Source organism: Amycolatopsis sp. NPDC051373 (assembly GCF_040689465.1).
Classification (GTDB): domain Bacteria; phylum Actinomycetota; class Actinomycetes; order Mycobacteriales; family Pseudonocardiaceae; genus Amycolatopsis.
This window is the reverse complement of the sequence record NZ_JBFBAE010000001.1, coordinates 513,765-529,388: the sequence shown is the minus strand read 5'-3', so window position 1 is coordinate 529,388 and position 15,624 is coordinate 513,765. Positions and strand designations below refer to the sequence as shown.

The following is a 15,624-nucleotide window of genomic DNA, read 5'->3' as shown; positions in this document are numbered from 1 at the left end:
CCGTGCCCCTCCTACCGTTTGCGGAAGACGGATGAGCGGTACTGAGGGGACGGACACCATGGCACGCCCGCTTCTGGCACTGGGTGGCGTAGTTCTGATCGGCGTGGGAGTGGCCATCGCGCTCGGCTGGGGGCTGGGCAGCACGGTGGAGCGCAGCGCGACGGTCTCGCAGCAGATCCGCGGCGTGAAGCTCGACGCGAACTCCGGCGACATCCGGATCCGCACCGGTTCCGGCCCCATCTCCGTGCACCAGAAGCTGCACTACAACTTCCGCGGCGAGCCGGGTGACGCCTTCCGGGTGGAGGGCGACCAGCTCGTGCTCGGCGACTGCGGCCGCAACTGCACCGCCGACTTCGACGTCGTCGTGCCGGCCGGGCTGCCCGTCACGGGCCAGTCCGACTCGGGTTCGCTGGACGTGACGGGCGTCGCGAGTGTCGACGTCACCGCCGACTCCGGCCACGCGCGCGTGGCGGACGTCGCGGGGCTGGTGAACCTGCGCCTCGACAGCGGTTCGATCGACCTGCAGAACGTCGGGCCGGTGCAGCTGCACAGCGACTCCGGCCATGTGAAGGCCGACGGAGTGCGCGGGCCGGTCGACGTCTCCGCCGACAGCGGCAGCGTCGAGCTGGCCCTGACCACGCCCAACGACGTGAAGGTGCACGCCGACTCCGGCAGCGTCGACGTGCGGGTCCCGGACGGGTCGTACCGGGTGATCGGGGACACCGACAGCGGGCACCGGACCGTGCAGATCCCCACGTCGAACAACGCCGGCGAGACGAAGACGCTCGACCTCAACACCTCCAGCGGCAGCGTCACCGTCAAGGCCGCCTGAACCACCACACTTTCGGGGGAACATTCACATGCGCAAGATCGAGAACCGGGTGCTGGCGGCCGTGCTGGCCGGGGCCGTGGGGGCGTTCGTCGTGACGGCGAGCCTGGGCCTGGCAGCCAAGCCCGAGGCGTCGACGCCGGCACCCACGCCCGTCGCGGTGGTCCAGGTGACGGTGCCGGCCGGTGACGTGCGGCTGGCGGAGACGGTGATCGTGCGGGACGAGGGGTCCCACGGCGCTCTTCGGCCGGTGGCCGCGGCTCGTCCGGCATGAAGCTGATCGCTGCCGCTGTCCTGCTCTTCCTGCCGCTGCTCGCGGTGCCGGCTTCGGCGTCGACCACGTGGACGCCGTGCCCGACCTCGCAGGAACCGACCGCCGAGTGCGGGTTCGTCGACGTGCCGATCGGCTCCGGCTCCGGCTCGGGAACGGCGCGGCTCGGTGTGGTGCGGCTGCCGGCCACCGACCCGGCGCACCGGATCGGCTCGCTGCTGATCAAGCCGGGCAGGCCCGGCGGATCGGCGGCGGTGGTGGCGCACGCGTCGCAGACCGCGGTCGGGGCATAGCAGTGGTGCAGGCACAGCAGCCTCAAAACACGAGTGGCTCGCGCGGCTCGGCGGCGCCGTCTGCTCTCGCCACGAGGTCGTTTTCGAGCACCGCCTGCGAGACTCACAGCCCCCTCCCTCCCTTGGGGGGCGTGCCCATGTCCATTTTATCCGCCACCGCCGACAAAATTGGGCACAGCGAGCCTGACAGGGGTAGTTGTCCACAACCCGACCAGGTGAGATCCGATCGGGCTCGGCGAACGAACCCGCCCACAGGTATCTACTCCTGCGCTGACAACCACTTCCATGGCCAAGCCGCGCACCTGGCGGATCGAGGCCGAGTGCGGTGCGCTCGACCACGTCGGTCGGCGCGGCAGTCGATGTTGGAAGAGGCGGCAGCGACGGAGGACTCGCTTGTGCGGTTCGCGTCGTGGTGTTCGGGTCGACGACTGCGCGCTTCACGGCCAGGACGTGCTGGCCCGCTACGACGACCTGCTCGCCCACGGAGTCTGGTCCAGCGGCCTCGGGTGCGCGGCCACCGGCGAAGAGCCGGCTTCGGGTGTCTACGGCTACCTCTACATAAGGGACCAGTGGCCCGAGCTCGGCCGCGCGCTGGCCGCCGCGAGCACGGACGCCGCCCAGCTGACCTCGGCGGCGCAGTTCTTCTCCCCGAGCTACGGCATGTACCGGGCCATCGGCTGCCAGGACTTCCCGTCGCCCTTCACCGGCGTCGCGGACCTGCGCGCGACGGCTGCCGTGGTCAAGACGGTCGCCCCGCACAGCTGGCGCTACTCGGAGTGGTGGGACTTCGCGAGCGGGTGCGCGGGCTGGCCGCTGCCGGCTCGGAACCCGCCGCACCCCGAGCGGGTGCACGGCGCTCCACCGATCCTCGTCGTCGGCGGTGCCCACGACCCGGCGACGCCGCTGGCGTGGGCCAGGGGGCTCGCGGCGGACGTCGAGAACTCGGTGCTGCTGACGCGCCTCGACGACGGCCACACCGGCCTGCTGAACTCCGCGTGCGCGCGAGCGGCGGAGACGAAGTACCTGGTGAGCGGCCTCACACCCCCTCGCGGCACGATCTGCCGGTGAGCCCGGGAACAAGAGCCACTACCCCGTCGTTAGGCTGATACGAAGGTTGAGTGCAGCTGACTCAAGTCTGGCTTGACGAAGCTCGCGGGAGACCGATAGAACTTGCCAGGGGTCCGCTCAAGGCGGACCCGAAACGTGCAGGTCACGAACATAGCAGTAGAGCTGCCAACACAGGAGGAAGCACCATGGCGCGAGCGGTCGGCATCGACCTCGGCACGACCAACTCGGTCGTAGCCGTCCTTGAGGGCGGCGAGCCGACGGTCATCGCCAACTCGGAAGGCTCCCGGACCACCCCGTCCATCGTCGCGTTCGCCAAGAACGGTGAAGTGCTCACCGGTCAGTCGGCGAAGAACCAGGCCGTCACGAACGTCGACCGCACCATCCGGTCCGTCAAGCGGCACATCGGTACCGACTGGAACACCGAGATCGACGGCAAGAACTACACGCCGCAGGAGATCAGCGCGCGCGTGCTGATGAAGCTGAAGCGCGACGCCGAGTCGTACCTGGGCGAGGAGATCACCGACGCGGTGATCACCGTGCCGGCGTACTTCGAGGACGCCCAGCGGCAGGCCACCAAGGAGGCCGGGCAGATCGCCGGCCTGAACGTGCTCCGCATCGTCAACGAGCCGACCGCCGCCGCGCTGGCGTACGGCCTGGACAAGGGCGAGAAGGAACAGACCATCCTGGTCTTCGACCTCGGTGGCGGTACGTTCGACGTGTCGCTGCTGGAGATCGGCGAGGGTGTCGTCGAGGTGCGTGCGACTTCCGGTGACAACCACCTCGGTGGTGACGACTGGGACGAGCGCATCGTCAAGTGGCTGGTCGACAAGTTCAAGGCCTCCAACGGCATCGACCTGACCAAGGACAAGATGGCCCTGCAGCGCATCCGCGAGGCGGCCGAGAAGGCGAAGATCGAGCTGTCGAGCTCCAACTCCGCCGGTATCAACCTGCCCTACATCACGGTCGACGCGGACAAGAACCCGCTGTTCCTCGACGAGCAGCTCTCGCGCGCCGAGTTCCAGAAGATCACCGCGGACCTGCTCGAGCGCACCCGCAACCCGTTCAACAACGTGATCCGCGACGCGGGCATCGCCGTCGGCGACATCGACCACGTCGTGCTCGTGGGTGGTTCTACCCGCATGCCGGCCGTGTCGGACCTGGTCAAGGAGCTGACCGGCGGGCGCGAGCCGAACAAGGGCGTGAACCCGGACGAGGTCGTGGCCGTGGGTGCCGCGCTGCAGGCCGGTGTGCTCAAGGGTGAGGTCAAGGACGTCCTGCTGCTGGACGTGACCCCGCTTTCGCTGGGCATCGAGACCAAGGGTGGCGTGTTCACCAAGCTCATCGAGCGCAACACCACGATCCCGACCAAGCGTTCGGAGATCTTCTCCACCGCGGACGACAACCAGCCGTCGGTGCAGATCCAGGTGTTCCAGGGTGAGCGCGAGATCGCGGCGCACAACAAGAAGCTCGGCATGTTCGAGCTGACCGGTCTTCCGCCGGCCCCGCGTGGCGTGCCGCAGATCGAGGTCACCTTCGACATCGACGCCAACGGCATCGTGCACGTGACCGCGAAGGACCTGGGCACGAACAAGGAGCAGTCGATGACGATCACCGGTGGCTCCGCGCTGCCGAAGGACGACATCGACCGCATGGTCAAGGACGCCGAGGCCCACGCCGAGGAAGACAAGAAGCGCCGCGAGGAAGCGGAGACCCGCAACCAGGCGGAGACTCTCGTCTACCAGACCGAGAAGTTCGTCAAGGACAACGAGGACAAGCTGCCCGAGGAGCTCAAGGGCAAGGTCAAGACCGCCATCGACGAGGCCAACGAGGCGCTCAAGGGCACCGACTCGGCCAAGATCCGCGAGTCCATCGAGAAGCTGAACACGGCTTCGCAGGAGCTGGGCACCGCGCTCTACGCCAACCAGGGTGCGAACGCCGGTGCCGACGGTGCCGCTCCGGGTGCCGACGCCGGTTCCGCCGGTGGGGCGCAGGACAAGGCCGATGACGTGGTCGACGCCGAGATCGTGGAAGAGGACGAGAAGAAGTGACCCCACGACACTCCGAAGCCGAGGGCCGGGGCCCCGAGGAACCGGTGGTCGTGCGTGACCGGCGGCGGGTCGACCCGCAGACCGGTGAGGTTCGTCCTCCTGCCCCGGAAGAAGTTCAGGTCGACGAGGCGCCCGCGCACCACGCGGGCCCCTCGCTCGGCGACTCGGTGGACGACGCGGTCACGGTCGCGTCCGACGTCGAGAAGCAGCTGGCCGAGCGCACGGCCGACCTGCAGCGCCTGCAGGCGGAGTACGCCAACTACCGCAAGCGCGTGGACCGCGACCGCGAGGCCGTGGTGCTGGGCGCCAAGGCGTCGGTGGTCGGCGAGCTGCTCCCTCTGCTCGACGACCTCGAGCGGGCGGAGCAGCACGGTGACCTCACCGGTGCGTTCAAGGCGGTCGGCGACAAGCTGGTGAGCGGCTTGCAGCGCGCCGGTCTCGAGTCGTTCGGCGCGGAGGGCGAACCCTTCGACCCGAGCGTGCACGAGGCCGTGCAGCACAACACCTCGCCGGACGTGGCTGGTCCGACGGTCACCGTGGTCATGCGCCGCGGTTACCGCTTCGGCGACCGGGTCCTGCGGGCGGCGCTGGTCGGGGTCACCGACCACGAGCCGGCCGCGGCACCGGTCGACCCGCCCGTCGGCGGCGAGCTGCCGCTGGACGGGTCGATCGATGAGCCGAACCAGCAGTAACAACCGTTTCGTAGCGAAAGGAGGAGGCACCCGATGAGTGCTCGGGAGTGGATGGGCAAGGACTTCTACAAAGAGCTGGGTGTCTCCTCCGACGCCACTGCGGACGAGATCAAGAAGGCGTATCGCAAGCTGGCCAAGGAGAACCACCCGGACGCCAACTCGGGCAACACCACGGCCGAGAACAAGTTCAAGGCCGTGTCCGAGGCGTACGGCGTGCTGTCCGACCCGGCCAAGCGCAAGGAGTACGACGAGGCCCAGCGCCTTTTCGGCTCCGGTGGTTTCGGCGGGTTCCCGGGTGGCGCCGGCGGTACGGGCAGCTTCGACATGGGCGACATCTTCGGCCAGGCCGGCGCTGCCCAGCAGGGCGGTTTCGGCGGGCTCGGCGACATCCTGGGCGGCATCTTCGGCCGTCAGGGCCGGGCCGGCGGGGCCGCGTCGGCCAACCGGCCGCAGCGCGGCGCCGACGTCGAGACCGACGTGCGGATCGACTTCACCGAGGCGGTCAAGGGCGCGACCCTGCCGCTGCGGCTGTCGAGCCCCGCGACGTGTTCGACGTGTGGCGGCAACGGCGCGAAGCCGGGCACGTCGCCGCGCCAGTGCCCGACGTGTGGCGGTTCGGGTCTCGTCAGCCGCAGCCAGGGTGCGTTCGCGTTCTCCGAGCCGTGCCGCGACTGCCGCGGCCGCGGCCAGATCATCGACGACCCGTGCCCGGAGTGCCGCGGCGAAGGCATCAGCACCCGCACCCGCACGCTGACCGTGCGCATCCCGCCGGGCGTCGACGACGACCAGCGGATCCGGTTGGCGGGCCAGGGCGAACCCGGCCGCGGTGGCGCGCAGGCCGGTGACCTGTACGTGCGCGTGCACGTGGCACCGCACAAGCTGTTCGGGCGCAAGGACCTCGACCTGACCCTGACCGTGCCGGTCGACTTCACCGAGCTCGCGCTGGGCACCACGATCACGGTGCCGACGCTCGAGGGCAAGGTGTCGTTGAAGGTGCCCGCGGGTACCGCGAGTGGCCGAGTGTTGCGAGTGCGAGGGAAGGGCATTCAGAAGCGGGACGGTTCGCAGGGTGATCTGCTCGTGACCCTGCAGCCGTCGGTCCCCGCCAAGCTGGACGACAAGGCGCGCGAGGCCCTCGAGGCCTACGCGGAGGCGATGAAGGGCCACGACCCGCGGCCTGAGGTGACCGAGCTGCTCGAAGGCAGGTGAGGGTGATGTTCGGCGGAATCCCGGGACTCCCGCACGGCGCGGACGAGGACACCCCCGTGTTCGTGATTTCCGTGGCAGCCCAGCTCTCGGGCCTCCATGCGCAAACCCTGCGCTCCTACGACCGCCAGGGCCTGGTCTCCCCGGGCCGCACCTCCGGCGGCGGCCGGCGCTACTCCATGCGCGACATCGCCCTCCTGCGCGAGGTCCAGCGCCTCTCGCAGGAGGACGGGGTCAACCTGGCGGGCGTCAAGCGGATCATCGAGCTGGAAAACCAGGTCGACGCCCTGCGGGCGCGGGTGCACGAGCTGACCGAGGAGCTGGCGTCCGCGTACGCCGCCGCCGAACAAGCCGCCGCGGCGGTGCACGCTTCGTACCGGAAGGACCTGGTGCCGATGAGGCAGCAGACGTCTTTGGTGGTGTGGAAGCCGAAGCGCCGCTGAGGTTTTTGTGGGACAGCCCCTTTGTCACCGGGTTCGGTGGTGGAGGGGCTGTTTCGCGTCTGGGCGCGGTTGCGCGGGTGGCCGCGGTTGCGCGCGGTCCTCTCGTTTCGGTCCGCGACCGGTCCCTTCGCGCGCTGACAGCGGCGCGAGTGGCCCTTTCGCTCCCAGGCGGGCCTGCGAGTGGTGCATTCGCGCCGTGGCAGGTACGCGACTGGACCTCTCGCGCCGCAGTGCTCGGCACGAGGGGACCCTTCGCACCCTGCCGGCGATGCAGGAGGTCCCATCGCCCGCCGTGTGCGGCGCGAGCGGTTCCCTCGCACTCTCCCGGCGGCGCAAGCGGTCCCACCGCGCGCCATCTGCGGCGCGAGCGGTCCCTCGCCACCACCGCACCGCTCGGCACGAGGGAACCCTTCGCACCCCGCCGGCGACGCAGGCGGCCCCATCGCCCGCCGTGTGCGGCGCGAGCGGTCCCCTCGCGCTCTTCCGGCGGTGCAAACGGTCCCCTCGCCACCGCCGCACTGCCCGGCACGAGCGGTCCCCTCGCACTCTTCCGGCGGCGCAGGCGGCCCCATCGCCCGCCATCTGCGGCGCGCGCGGTCCCCTCGCCATGGGGTGCGGATGCGAGTGGACCGTTGGCGCCAGTTGAAGGTCTGCGATTGGTCCCGTCGCGCCGTGTGGGGGCGGGCGGGTTCTGCTGAAGCGCGCGAGTGGACCGGTTCATACCGCGCGAGCCTGCGCGAGGGGACCTTTCGCACCGGTGCCGTGGTTGCGAGCGGTCCCTTCGCGTTGATCCGCGGCCGGCCCTTTCGAGCTCTGTCGGCGGTGCAGGGAGGTCCCGTCGCACACCGTCTGCGGCGCGAGCGGTCCCCTGGCCGCGGGGCGCGGACGCGACTGGGCCATTGGCGCCCGTCAACCGTGCGCGAGTGGTCCATTCGCGTCGAGTTCGCGGCCGCGTGGGGACCTTTCGTGCAGCAATGAAGCCAGGCAGCGTCAGGCTTCCGACGGCGGTTTCAGGTACTCCCCGAAGAACGTCATCACGCGTTGCCAAGCGTCGCGGTCCGAAGGTTCGTGGTACCCGAACCCCACCACCTTCGCGAAGGCCGCCACCGGGGCTGGGCCCATCTTGTTCGCGAAGCTGTGCCCCGCGTCGGGGTATTCCTTCACGTCGTGCGGCACGTTGCGTTCCGTCAGGGCCGTCGAGAGCTTCGCGGCCGCGCCGCGCAGCGAGGGGTCTCGGCGGCCGAAGCTCGCCACCACCGGGCAAGCATCGTCCAAAACGGACAAATCCTTCGGCAGCTGGCCGTAGTACGGCGCCGAAACGTCGAACGACCGTGAAGCCGCCACCAGCGCGAAGCCGCCGCCCAGGCAATAGCCGGCGATGCCGACCTTTCCGGAGCAGTCGTCCCGCGAAGACACCAGCACGCGCGCTGCCTCGATGTCGTCGAAGGCGCGGCCGCTACGCGCGAACATGTCCTTGAAGACCTGCCGCACGCAGCGGAACATGCCGCCGCGCGAATACAGGTTCGGGCTGAGCGCCAGGTAACCCGCCGCGGCGAAGCGGTCGGTGATGTTGCGCGCGTCCTTGGTCAGGCCGATGGCGTCGTGGATGATCACGACGGCGGGGAAGGGGCCGGGGCCGGCCGGTGTTGCCAGGTAGCCGTCGATGTCGCCGGCCGGGGTGGGGATCGTGATCTCCATGGACCAGCACATTAGTCCAAGGTGAACGGGTCATACCGGATTCGCTCGAGGTCCACTCCCGCGGCCAGCAGTTTCGCGATCGTGCCGCGGATCATGTCCGGTGAGCCCGCCACCAGCACCTCGCGGTCCTTCCAGGCGCCACGCTGCGTCACCGCCGTGGCCAGCGTCCCCCGGTCGCCGCCGGGGACGGCGCCCTGTTCGGTGACGGGGGTGACGGTGAGCCACGGCGATGTGACGGCCAGGCGGCGCAGCTCGTCGAGCGCGTACAGATCGCCGGGCTTGCGGCCGCCGAAGAAGAGGTGGACGGGCGGGTTGCGCTTCCAGCGGGACAAGTCGTCGAGGATCGCCATCAGCGGCGCGACGCCGGTGCCGCCCGCGATCATCAGCAGCGGCCGCTGGTCGGCGGTCGGCACGACGGACAGCGCGCCCAATGAAGGTCCCAGCCGCCAGACGTGGCCGGCGTGCGTGTGGTTCACGATCGCCCGCGAGACCCACCCGCCGGCGACCGCGCGCACGTGGAAGGTGAGCAGGCCGTCGTCGCGCGGCGCCGTCGCCATGGACAGGTACCGCCACAGCCGCGGCCGCTGCGGCACCTCGACGCTCACGTAGCCGCCGGAGCGGTACGGCAGCAGCTGCTCCGTACGCACGCGCACCAGGGCGACGTCAGCCGAGAGTTTCCGGTGCTCCAGCACCGTGCCGCTCCACGACGCGGGCCCCGTCTCCTGCGCCGCGGCTTTGCGCATCGTCTCGGAGATCAACTGGTACGCCGACGTCCACGCCGTTTCCACCTCGGGCGTCCACCCTTTGCCGAGAAACCGTTTCATCGCGCTGATCAACGCGGTTCCGACGGCGTCGTAGTGACGCGTCACCACGTCGAACTTCCGGTGGTCGCGGCCCAGTTGACCGAGGAACGTGGTGAGTTCGTCAGGTCTGTCCACCATCTGCACCACGTACACGAGCGCCCGCAACAATCTGCTCCGCTGTGTGGTCATCGTCACCGGGAACAGATCTCGGGCATCCGGCGCGACCACGAACAGCGCCCCGTAGAAGTACTGCGCCAGCTCCTCGGCCTTCGGTTCCACCAGTGCGAAACTCTCGCGGATCACCCGCGCCGTCTCGGAACCGGGCAGTGGTCTGCGTACCGCGGCGGGAGCAAGGTCGATCTTCACGGATTCAGCACTCATCGGGAACGGTTTTCTCCAGTCATGCCAAGCGGTTTCAGTGTTCACGCGGCTTTGCGTACGCGTGCCGCCCCCGAGGAATCCCGACTGTAGGCGCCACTGGAGAAAAACGGGTGTAGTTAACGCCGTTCCCGCTCGAACGGAGCAATTCTCAACACTGCTGGTAAACCCGATCTGGCGCTCTGTAAAAAGGATCTTCGGCGGTTTCCCTTGGCAGAGAACGCTTTTCGTGGGCCGATAACCGCCCACCGCGGATCAGTCGATGGTGAACGGGTCGTACTGGATCTGGCCCAGCACGCTGCCGGCGACCAACATGCGGGAAACCGTCGCGCGAATCATCGAGGGAGAACCCGACACGAGGATGTCGTGGTCGGGCCAAGCTCCGTACCGCGTAACCGCTTCCGCCAAGGTCCCCTGCTCGCAACCGGGCAGATGGTCGCCGCGTTCGACGACCGGGACCACGGTCAGCCACGGGTTCGTGGACGACAGCGCGCGCAGCTCCTCGAGGTCGTAGAGGTCCTCCCGCGCCGGCCCGCCGTAGAACAGCCGCGTCTTGGGGTTCTCGCCCCACATCGCCAGGTGGTCGAGAATGGAGCGCAACGGCGCGACACCGGTTCCGCCCGCGACCATCACGACACCGCGGGACCGTTCGCGGTCCACGGCCATACGCCCCAGCGGCGGGCCGAGCCGCCAGACATCCCCGGGCTGCGTGTGGCTCACGATCGCGCGCGAGACCCAGCCACCGTCGACGGCGCGCACGTGGAACTCGATGCCGCCGTCCTCTCGCGGCGCATTGGCCGGCGAGAGGTAGCGCCACAGCCGAGGCCGCTGCGGCACCTCCACGCTCATGTACTGCCCCGGCAGGTACGGCACGGGCTGCTCGGGCAGCAGCCGCACCAGCGCCAGGTCCCACGTCAACCGCCGGTGCTCGACCACGGTCGCGTGCCACGATGCCGGGTTCACGTCGGCGGCCGCGGCCTCCTGCATCGCGCGCGCGACGATCGTGAACGCCTCGGCCCACGCCCGCTCCACCGGCGCGGTCCACTGAGGTCCGAGGTGGTTCTTCAACGCGGCCAGCAGCGCCGTGCCCACGGCCTCGTAATGCCGCGGGATCACGCCGAACTTGCGGTGGTCGCGCCCGAGCTGGCGCAGGAACGGCACGAGGTCGTCGGGCCGGTCCACCATCTGCACGATGTGCACCAGAGCGCGCACGAGCCGCCCGCGCTGCACCTCCATGTTGATGGGGAAGAAGTCGCGCGTGACCGGGGCGAGCGTGAACAGCATCCCGTAGAAGAACTGCGAGATCTCCGGGATGAAGGGCTCGGACATCGCCCACGTGTCACGGATCAGCCGCACCATCGCGGCCACGGCGGCAGGCGTCTCGCGCGGCGCCGCCGAGCGGGGGATCGGGCTGATCGAATCGGCTGTCATCGAGTGTCGTTCGCAGGTCGGGGGCGGTTCGGGGACTCAGGCGGAGCGATCACGGGCGAGTGGCGGGCCTGTGGCGGCACTCCGGCTCGGGCCGGCCTCTGCGGTCGGTGCCGAGGGAATTCACCACTGTCCCACCTCGTTCCCCTCAATAGTCTTCAGGACGTTGTCGTTGCGTCCCCTGACTGCGGCTCGTCCGCAGAGTAGCCGCCCTGCGGCCCTTTGCCAGCAACGTTGCTCCGGTCGGGTTACCGGCAGGTTGACGGGCGTGGGGCAAGTCACCGAATAGATAGTTGCCCTACGCAACCATCAACAATAAACTTGTATGGCACAACCAAGTGGGCGCTCGAACAGTGTCCGGCCCGGGAGGAAAGCCCATGAGCTCTGCCGACGACGTCAGGGTCGAACTGATGCGCGAGCTCCGGTCCGCTTCACAGCTGCAGCACCTGTGGATCATGCAGGCCTGGGAAGCCGAACCCGGCCTCCACCCGGCCGCCGGGATGCTGCTGTCGGACCTCGCGAAGCACGGTGAAGCCCGGCCCTCCGAGCTGGCCAAGCGCAAGCTTGTGGACCTCTCGGTGGTCAGCCGCCAGATCTCGCAGCTGCAGGCCGCCGGCCTGGTCGACCGCCGCCCCGCCCCGGAGGACGGCCGCGCGTCGCTGATCAGCATCTCCGAGAAGGGCCTCGCCGAGGTCGAGAAGTGGCGGGATCGCTACATCGCGTTCTTCGAGAAGGCCCTCGGTGGTTGGGACGAGGAGCGGATCGCCGACCTGACGACCCGGCTCGCGGAATTGAACGACGGTCTTCGCACCGTGCTCGGGCCCCCCGAGTGCGCCGCGGACCAAGCGGAAGTCGGGAAGTGACCAAACGCAAGTGAGTACCGAAGTCGCCGGTGAGCAGATGAGCCACCGGCAGATCATGAAGGCCTTCTCGGGCCTGCTGCTCGCCCTGCTGGTGGCGATCCTGTCGTCGACGATCGTGTCCAACGCGCTGCCGACCATCCTCGCCGACCTGCACGGTTCCCAGAGCCAGTACACGTGGGTGGTCACCGCGACGTTGCTGACGTCGACCGCGACCACCCCGATCTGGGGCAAGCTGTCCGACCTGTTCAGCAAGAAGCTGCTGTACCAGCTGGCGATCGTGATCTTCACGATCGGCTCGGCGCTGGGCGGCATCTCGCAGTCGATGCCGGAACTGATCGCGTTCCGCGCGCTGCAGGGTGTGGGCCTCGGTGGCCTCCAGGCACTGATCCAGGTCGTGATCGCTGCGATGATCGCCCCGCGCGAACGCGGCCGCTACTCGGGCTACACGGGCGCGGTCTTCGCTGTCGCCACTGCCGCCGGGCCGCTGATCGGCGGCCTGATCGTGGACTCGCCGCTCGGCTGGCGCTGGTGCTTCTGGGTTTGCGTGCCCATCGCCGTGATCGCGTTCGTGGTCCTCGGCCGCACGCTGCACCTGCCGGTGCTCAAGCGCAAGGTGCGCATCGACTGGCTGGGCGCGACCCTGCTCGTCGGTGGCGTGGCCCTGGTGCTGATCTGGGTTTCCCTGGCCGGCTCGACCTTCGCCTGGGCTTCGTGGACGAGCGTGGCGTACGTCGGCGGCGCTGTCGTGGCGCTCGCGCTGGCGGTGCTCGTGGAATCGCGCGCAGCCGAGCCGGTGGTGCCGCTGCGCCTGTTCCGCAACCGCACCTTCACGCTTTCGGTGCTCGGCTCGCTGGCCGTGGGCACCGCGCTGTTCGGCGGTTCGGTCTTCCTCGGGCAGTACTACCAGATCTCACGCGGCTTCTCGCCGACGCACGCGGGCCTGATGACGCTGCCACTCGTGCTCGGCCTGGCCGTCGCGTCGACGACCGCCGGACAGGTCATCTCGCGCACGGGCCGAACGAAGCCGTTCATGATCGCCGGCGGGATCTTGCTGCCGGCCGGGCTCTTCCTGCTCAGCACGGTGGATCACACGACGAACCTGACGCTGATGGGCGGGTACCTCGCCATGGTCGGCATCGGGCTCGGGTTCCTCCTGCAGAACCTGGTGCTCGTCGTGCAGAACACCGTGGCCATGAAGGACATGGGTTCCTCGTCGTCGGTGGTCACGTTCTTCCGCTCGCTCGGCGGTGCGGCGGGGGTTTCGGCGCTCGGCGCGGTGCTGTCGGCGAAGGTGGCCACCAACATCACGTCATCGCTGACCAGCCTCGGCCTCCCGGCCGGCGACGCGGTGCACGGCGGTGGCGGCACCTTCGACATCGACGGCCTGCCCGCCGCGCTTCAGCCGATCGTCCGCGCGGCGTTCGGCGACGCGACCGGCACGGTGTTCCTGTTCGCCGGCTTCATCGCCGTCGTGACGCTGCTGGCGGTGGTTCTCATGAAGGAGGTCCCCTTGCGCCGGACTCTCGACGCCGACACCACTCCGGTCGTGGCGCCGTCGGCCTCGGCTCAGGCCGACGTGATGACGGCCCTGCGCGGCCGCGTCCTCGACGCCGACGGCCGCCCCGTCTCGGGTGTCGTGCTCACGCTCACCGACGCGTCGGGCCGCCAGGTCGACGTCGGCCGCAGCGCCCGCAACGGCGAGTTCGCCCTGGCGGCGGGCTCGACCGGCGAGCACGTGCTGCTCGCGACGGCCGGTTCGCTCCCGCCGGCCGTGTCCACGGTGCGCCTCACCGGCACACCGGCGTGGCACGACCTGCTCCTCGGCGGCACGGGCGGCGTCACCGGCCGCGTCCGCACGGCCGGGCGCCACGCCGCGGTCGCCGGTGCGGCCCTGACGCTCACCGACAGCGCCGGCAAGGTCGTCGCCTCGGGCCTGAGCGGCAGCGCCGGAGCGTACGACCTCGACGGCGTGCCGGCGGGTTCGTACACGCTGACGGTCACCGCGTACGGCCACGCGCCGCACGCCGAGCCGCTCGCGGTGAACCTCGGCACCCCGGCCCACCACGACGTGGTGCTGGAGACCGAGCCGGAGTTCGCCCGCCACAGCGGCACGTTGAACCTCGGCTGACTTTCCGCGCCTCCAGGAGAAACGCTTGAGCCCCGGCCCCCTACGCCGGGGCTCAAGCGTTTGCGGGCGGGAGTGGCTCAGGAGTCGGGCGTGGCCTGCGAGCAGTTCCTATGCCCGGCAAGCTAGAGCGACCGCCCCGGAACCCCTCCCCGGTCAACCGGACGGACGCCGTCCGCCGATTCGGGGTGAGCCCGCTCTACCGCCAGTGGCATTCGGCGGCTCGCGAAGTCTCCTTCCGGCCCTGACCTCGGGTCCTGCCCCGGCGGTAGCGTCCAGGACGTGACGCGGAGCCGGGTCGCGTTGTTGTGCGCGCTGGGGATCGACAACTTCGGCTCCGGCCTGTTCCTGCCGCTGGCGCTGGTCTACGTGACGCGCGTGGTCGGCGTCCCGCTCGCGTTGGCGGGCACGGCCGTGACGCTCGGGACGGTGGCGGGACTGGTCGTGCCGCCGCTCGCGGGCCGCCTCGTGGACCGCACGGGGCCACGCGCGGTGATCGTCGGCGCGCAGCTGCTGCAGGCGGCGGGGGCGGCGGCGTATCTGATCGCCGACGGCGTCACCGCGGTCGTCGTGGCGGCGGTCCTGCTGACGGCCGGACAACAGCTCTTCTACAGCTCGCTCTACGCGCTGATCGCCGACGTCGCCGGCGACGTGCCGAAGGACCGGCCGTTCGCCGAGGTCGGCATGGTGCGGGCGGGCGGTTTCGGGCTGGGCGCGCTGACGTCGTCGGGGATCCTGATGTGGATCGGCGACGGCGGGTACAGCGTGGCGCTGGCGGTGGACGTCGTGACGTTCATGGTTGCCGCCGTCCTCATCGCTGGGGTTGTGCGGCCGCAGCGGCGACGCACGTCGTACCCGAAGGCGCGCAGCGGAGTGCTCCGCAACCGGCCGTACCTGGCGTTGATCCTGTTCAGCGGAATGTTCGGGCTGTCGCTGGACTTCTTCCTGATCGGCACGCCGGTGTTCGTGCTCGACCTGCTCCACGGCCCGCGCTGGCTGCCGGGCGCGATCCTGTTCCTGCTCACGGTGGTCACCAGCGTCGGCGGCACCGTCGCGCTGCGGCTCACGCGCCGGCTCAACCGCGTCGCGGCGATGCGCGGCGGCTCGGCGCTCTTCGCCGCGTGGTGCGTGGTCAGCCTCGGCGTGCTGGTCGTGCCGCGCAGCTGGCAGGTGGGATACCTGCTGGCCGCGACGCTCGTCTACGCCGCGGGCGACCTGGTTTTCGGGCCGCGCTCGGGCGCGCTCGCCGAGGCCGCGGCCCCGCCGGAAGCGAAGGGCCGCTACCTGGCTGCGTTCCAGTACGCGTTCACCGTCGCGCAGGTGCTGGCGCCGGCGGTAGTGGCGTTGTTCTCCGTGTCGACGTGGTTACCCTGGGTGCTGGTCGGCACCTGCGCTTGCCTCGCCGTGGCGGGCCTGGGCAGGCTGGGACCGAGGCTTCCGGCGGACGCGGTGACGCCGGTTCAGAGTTGAGCGGAACAG

At 69.9% G+C, this 15,624-nt stretch carries 14 protein-coding genes; 11 read left to right on the top strand and 3 right to left on the bottom strand.

The window, feature by feature from the left end; translation table 11 throughout:
* The first annotated feature begins 58 nt into the window (after window positions 1–58).
* From AB0383_RS02610 to AB0383_RS02575, 8 genes are all read left to right on the top strand, one after another.
* Window positions 59–832: a DUF4097 family beta strand repeat-containing protein gene (locus tag AB0383_RS02610; protein WP_366184676.1), complete on the top strand. Its 774-nt coding sequence runs from the start codon at window positions 59–61 to the stop codon at window positions 830–832.
* Between the two features lie 28 nt (window positions 833–860).
* Complete coding sequence (locus AB0383_RS02605; RefSeq protein ID WP_366184674.1) at window positions 861–1,103, top strand: hypothetical protein; 243 nt, start codon at window positions 861–863, stop codon at window positions 1,101–1,103.
* Complete coding sequence (locus tag AB0383_RS02600) at window positions 1,100–1,393, top strand: hypothetical protein (protein WP_364169501.1); 294 nt, start codon at window positions 1,100–1,102, stop codon at window positions 1,391–1,393. The genes AB0383_RS02605 and AB0383_RS02600 overlap by 4 nt, the downstream gene beginning before the upstream one ends.
* A 393-nt stretch (window positions 1,394–1,786) precedes the next feature.
* Window positions 1,787–2,461, top strand: coding sequence for an alpha/beta hydrolase (locus AB0383_RS02595; RefSeq protein WP_364169498.1), 675 nt, complete (start codon window positions 1,787–1,789; stop codon window positions 2,459–2,461).
* 185 nt (window positions 2,462–2,646) lie between these two features.
* Window positions 2,647–4,509, top strand: coding sequence for a molecular chaperone DnaK (gene dnaK, locus AB0383_RS02590; protein WP_364169495.1), 1,863 nt, complete (start codon window positions 2,647–2,649; stop codon window positions 4,507–4,509).
* The gene (gene grpE / locus AB0383_RS02585) at window positions 4,506–5,201 is read left to right on the top strand and encodes a nucleotide exchange factor GrpE (RefSeq protein ID WP_364169492.1); all 696 of its coding nucleotides are present in this window, start codon (window positions 4,506–4,508) and stop codon (window positions 5,199–5,201) included. Before dnaK ends, grpE begins: the two co-directional genes overlap by 4 nt.
* A 33-nt stretch (window positions 5,202–5,234) precedes the next feature.
* Window positions 5,235–6,410 carry a molecular chaperone DnaJ gene (dnaJ, locus tag AB0383_RS02580; protein WP_364169490.1) on the top strand — a complete coding sequence of 392 codons (1,176 nt, stop codon included), beginning with the start codon at window positions 5,235–5,237 and terminating at the stop codon, window positions 6,408–6,410.
* Between the two features lie 5 nt (window positions 6,411–6,415).
* Window positions 6,416–6,850 (top strand): helix-turn-helix transcriptional regulator, encoded by a 435-nt coding sequence (locus tag AB0383_RS02575; protein ID WP_220245238.1) that lies wholly within the window; start codon window positions 6,416–6,418, stop codon window positions 6,848–6,850.
* Window positions 6,851–7,840: 990 nt separating this feature from the next.
* Here AB0383_RS02575 and AB0383_RS02570 read toward each other — a convergent pair.
* The 3 genes from AB0383_RS02570 to AB0383_RS02560 all read right to left on the bottom strand — a co-directional run bounded on the left by AB0383_RS02570 (window position 7,841) and on the right by AB0383_RS02560 (window position 11,160).
* Entirely contained in the window at window positions 7,841–8,548 is a 708-nt protein-coding gene (locus tag AB0383_RS02570; protein ID WP_364169487.1) for a dienelactone hydrolase family protein, read from the bottom strand.
* Window positions 8,549–8,559: 11 nt separating this feature from the next.
* Window positions 8,560–9,732, bottom strand: a complete 1,173-nt coding sequence (locus tag AB0383_RS02565) for a globin domain-containing protein (RefSeq protein ID WP_366184670.1) — start codon at window positions 9,730–9,732, stop codon at window positions 8,560–8,562.
* A gap of 252 nt (window positions 9,733–9,984) precedes the next feature.
* A complete protein-coding gene (locus tag AB0383_RS02560) occupies window positions 9,985–11,160 on the bottom strand; it encodes a globin domain-containing protein (RefSeq protein WP_220245241.1) in 1,176 nt (391 codons plus the stop codon).
* Window positions 11,161–11,534: 374 nt separating this feature from the next.
* On the opposite strand from AB0383_RS02560, the gene AB0383_RS02555 reads away from it, so the two are divergent.
* From AB0383_RS02555 to AB0383_RS02545, 3 genes are all read left to right on the top strand, one after another.
* Window positions 11,535–12,020: a MarR family winged helix-turn-helix transcriptional regulator gene (locus tag AB0383_RS02555; protein ID WP_364169481.1), complete on the top strand. Its 486-nt coding sequence runs from the start codon at window positions 11,535–11,537 to the stop codon at window positions 12,018–12,020.
* A 37-nt stretch (window positions 12,021–12,057) separates the two neighbouring features.
* Window positions 12,058–14,148, top strand: coding sequence for an MFS transporter (locus AB0383_RS02550; RefSeq protein ID WP_364170704.1), 2,091 nt, complete (start codon window positions 12,058–12,060; stop codon window positions 14,146–14,148).
* 279 nt (window positions 14,149–14,427) lie between these two features.
* A complete protein-coding gene (locus AB0383_RS02545; RefSeq protein WP_364169478.1) occupies window positions 14,428–15,615 on the top strand; it encodes an MFS transporter in 1,188 nt (395 codons plus the stop codon).
* Window positions 15,616–15,624: the final 9 nt, after the last annotated feature.

What these genes read in the sequence shown, in the direction of transcription:
- AB0383_RS02610 (WP_366184676.1), top strand. Translation starts at nt 59, where the DNA reads ATGGCACGCCCGCTTCTGGCACTGGGTGGCGTAGTTCTGATCGGCGTG.
- AB0383_RS02605 (WP_366184674.1), top strand. Translation starts at nt 861, where the DNA reads ATGCGCAAGATCGAGAACCGGGTGCTGGCGGCCGTGCTGGCCGGGGCC.
- AB0383_RS02600 (WP_364169501.1), top strand. Translation starts at nt 1,100, where the DNA reads ATGAAGCTGATCGCTGCCGCTGTCCTGCTCTTCCTGCCGCTGCTCGCG.
- dnaK (WP_364169495.1), top strand. Translation starts at nt 2,647, where the DNA reads ATGGCGCGAGCGGTCGGCATCGACCTCGGCACGACCAACTCGGTCGTA.
- dnaJ (WP_364169490.1), top strand. Translation starts at nt 5,235, where the DNA reads ATGAGTGCTCGGGAGTGGATGGGCAAGGACTTCTACAAAGAGCTGGGT.
- AB0383_RS02575 (WP_220245238.1), top strand. Translation starts at nt 6,416, where the DNA reads ATGTTCGGCGGAATCCCGGGACTCCCGCACGGCGCGGACGAGGACACC.
- AB0383_RS02570 (WP_364169487.1), bottom strand. Translation starts at nt 8,548, where the DNA reads ATGGAGATCACGATCCCCACCCCGGCCGGCGACATCGACGGCTACCTG.
- AB0383_RS02565 (WP_366184670.1), bottom strand. Translation starts at nt 9,732, where the DNA reads ATGAGTGCTGAATCCGTGAAGATCGACCTTGCTCCCGCCGCGGTACGC.
- AB0383_RS02560 (WP_220245241.1), bottom strand. Translation starts at nt 11,160, where the DNA reads ATGACAGCCGATTCGATCAGCCCGATCCCCCGCTCGGCGGCGCCGCGC.
- AB0383_RS02555 (WP_364169481.1), top strand. Translation starts at nt 11,535, where the DNA reads ATGAGCTCTGCCGACGACGTCAGGGTCGAACTGATGCGCGAGCTCCGG.
- AB0383_RS02550 (WP_364170704.1), top strand. Translation starts at nt 12,058, where the DNA reads ATGAGCCACCGGCAGATCATGAAGGCCTTCTCGGGCCTGCTGCTCGCC.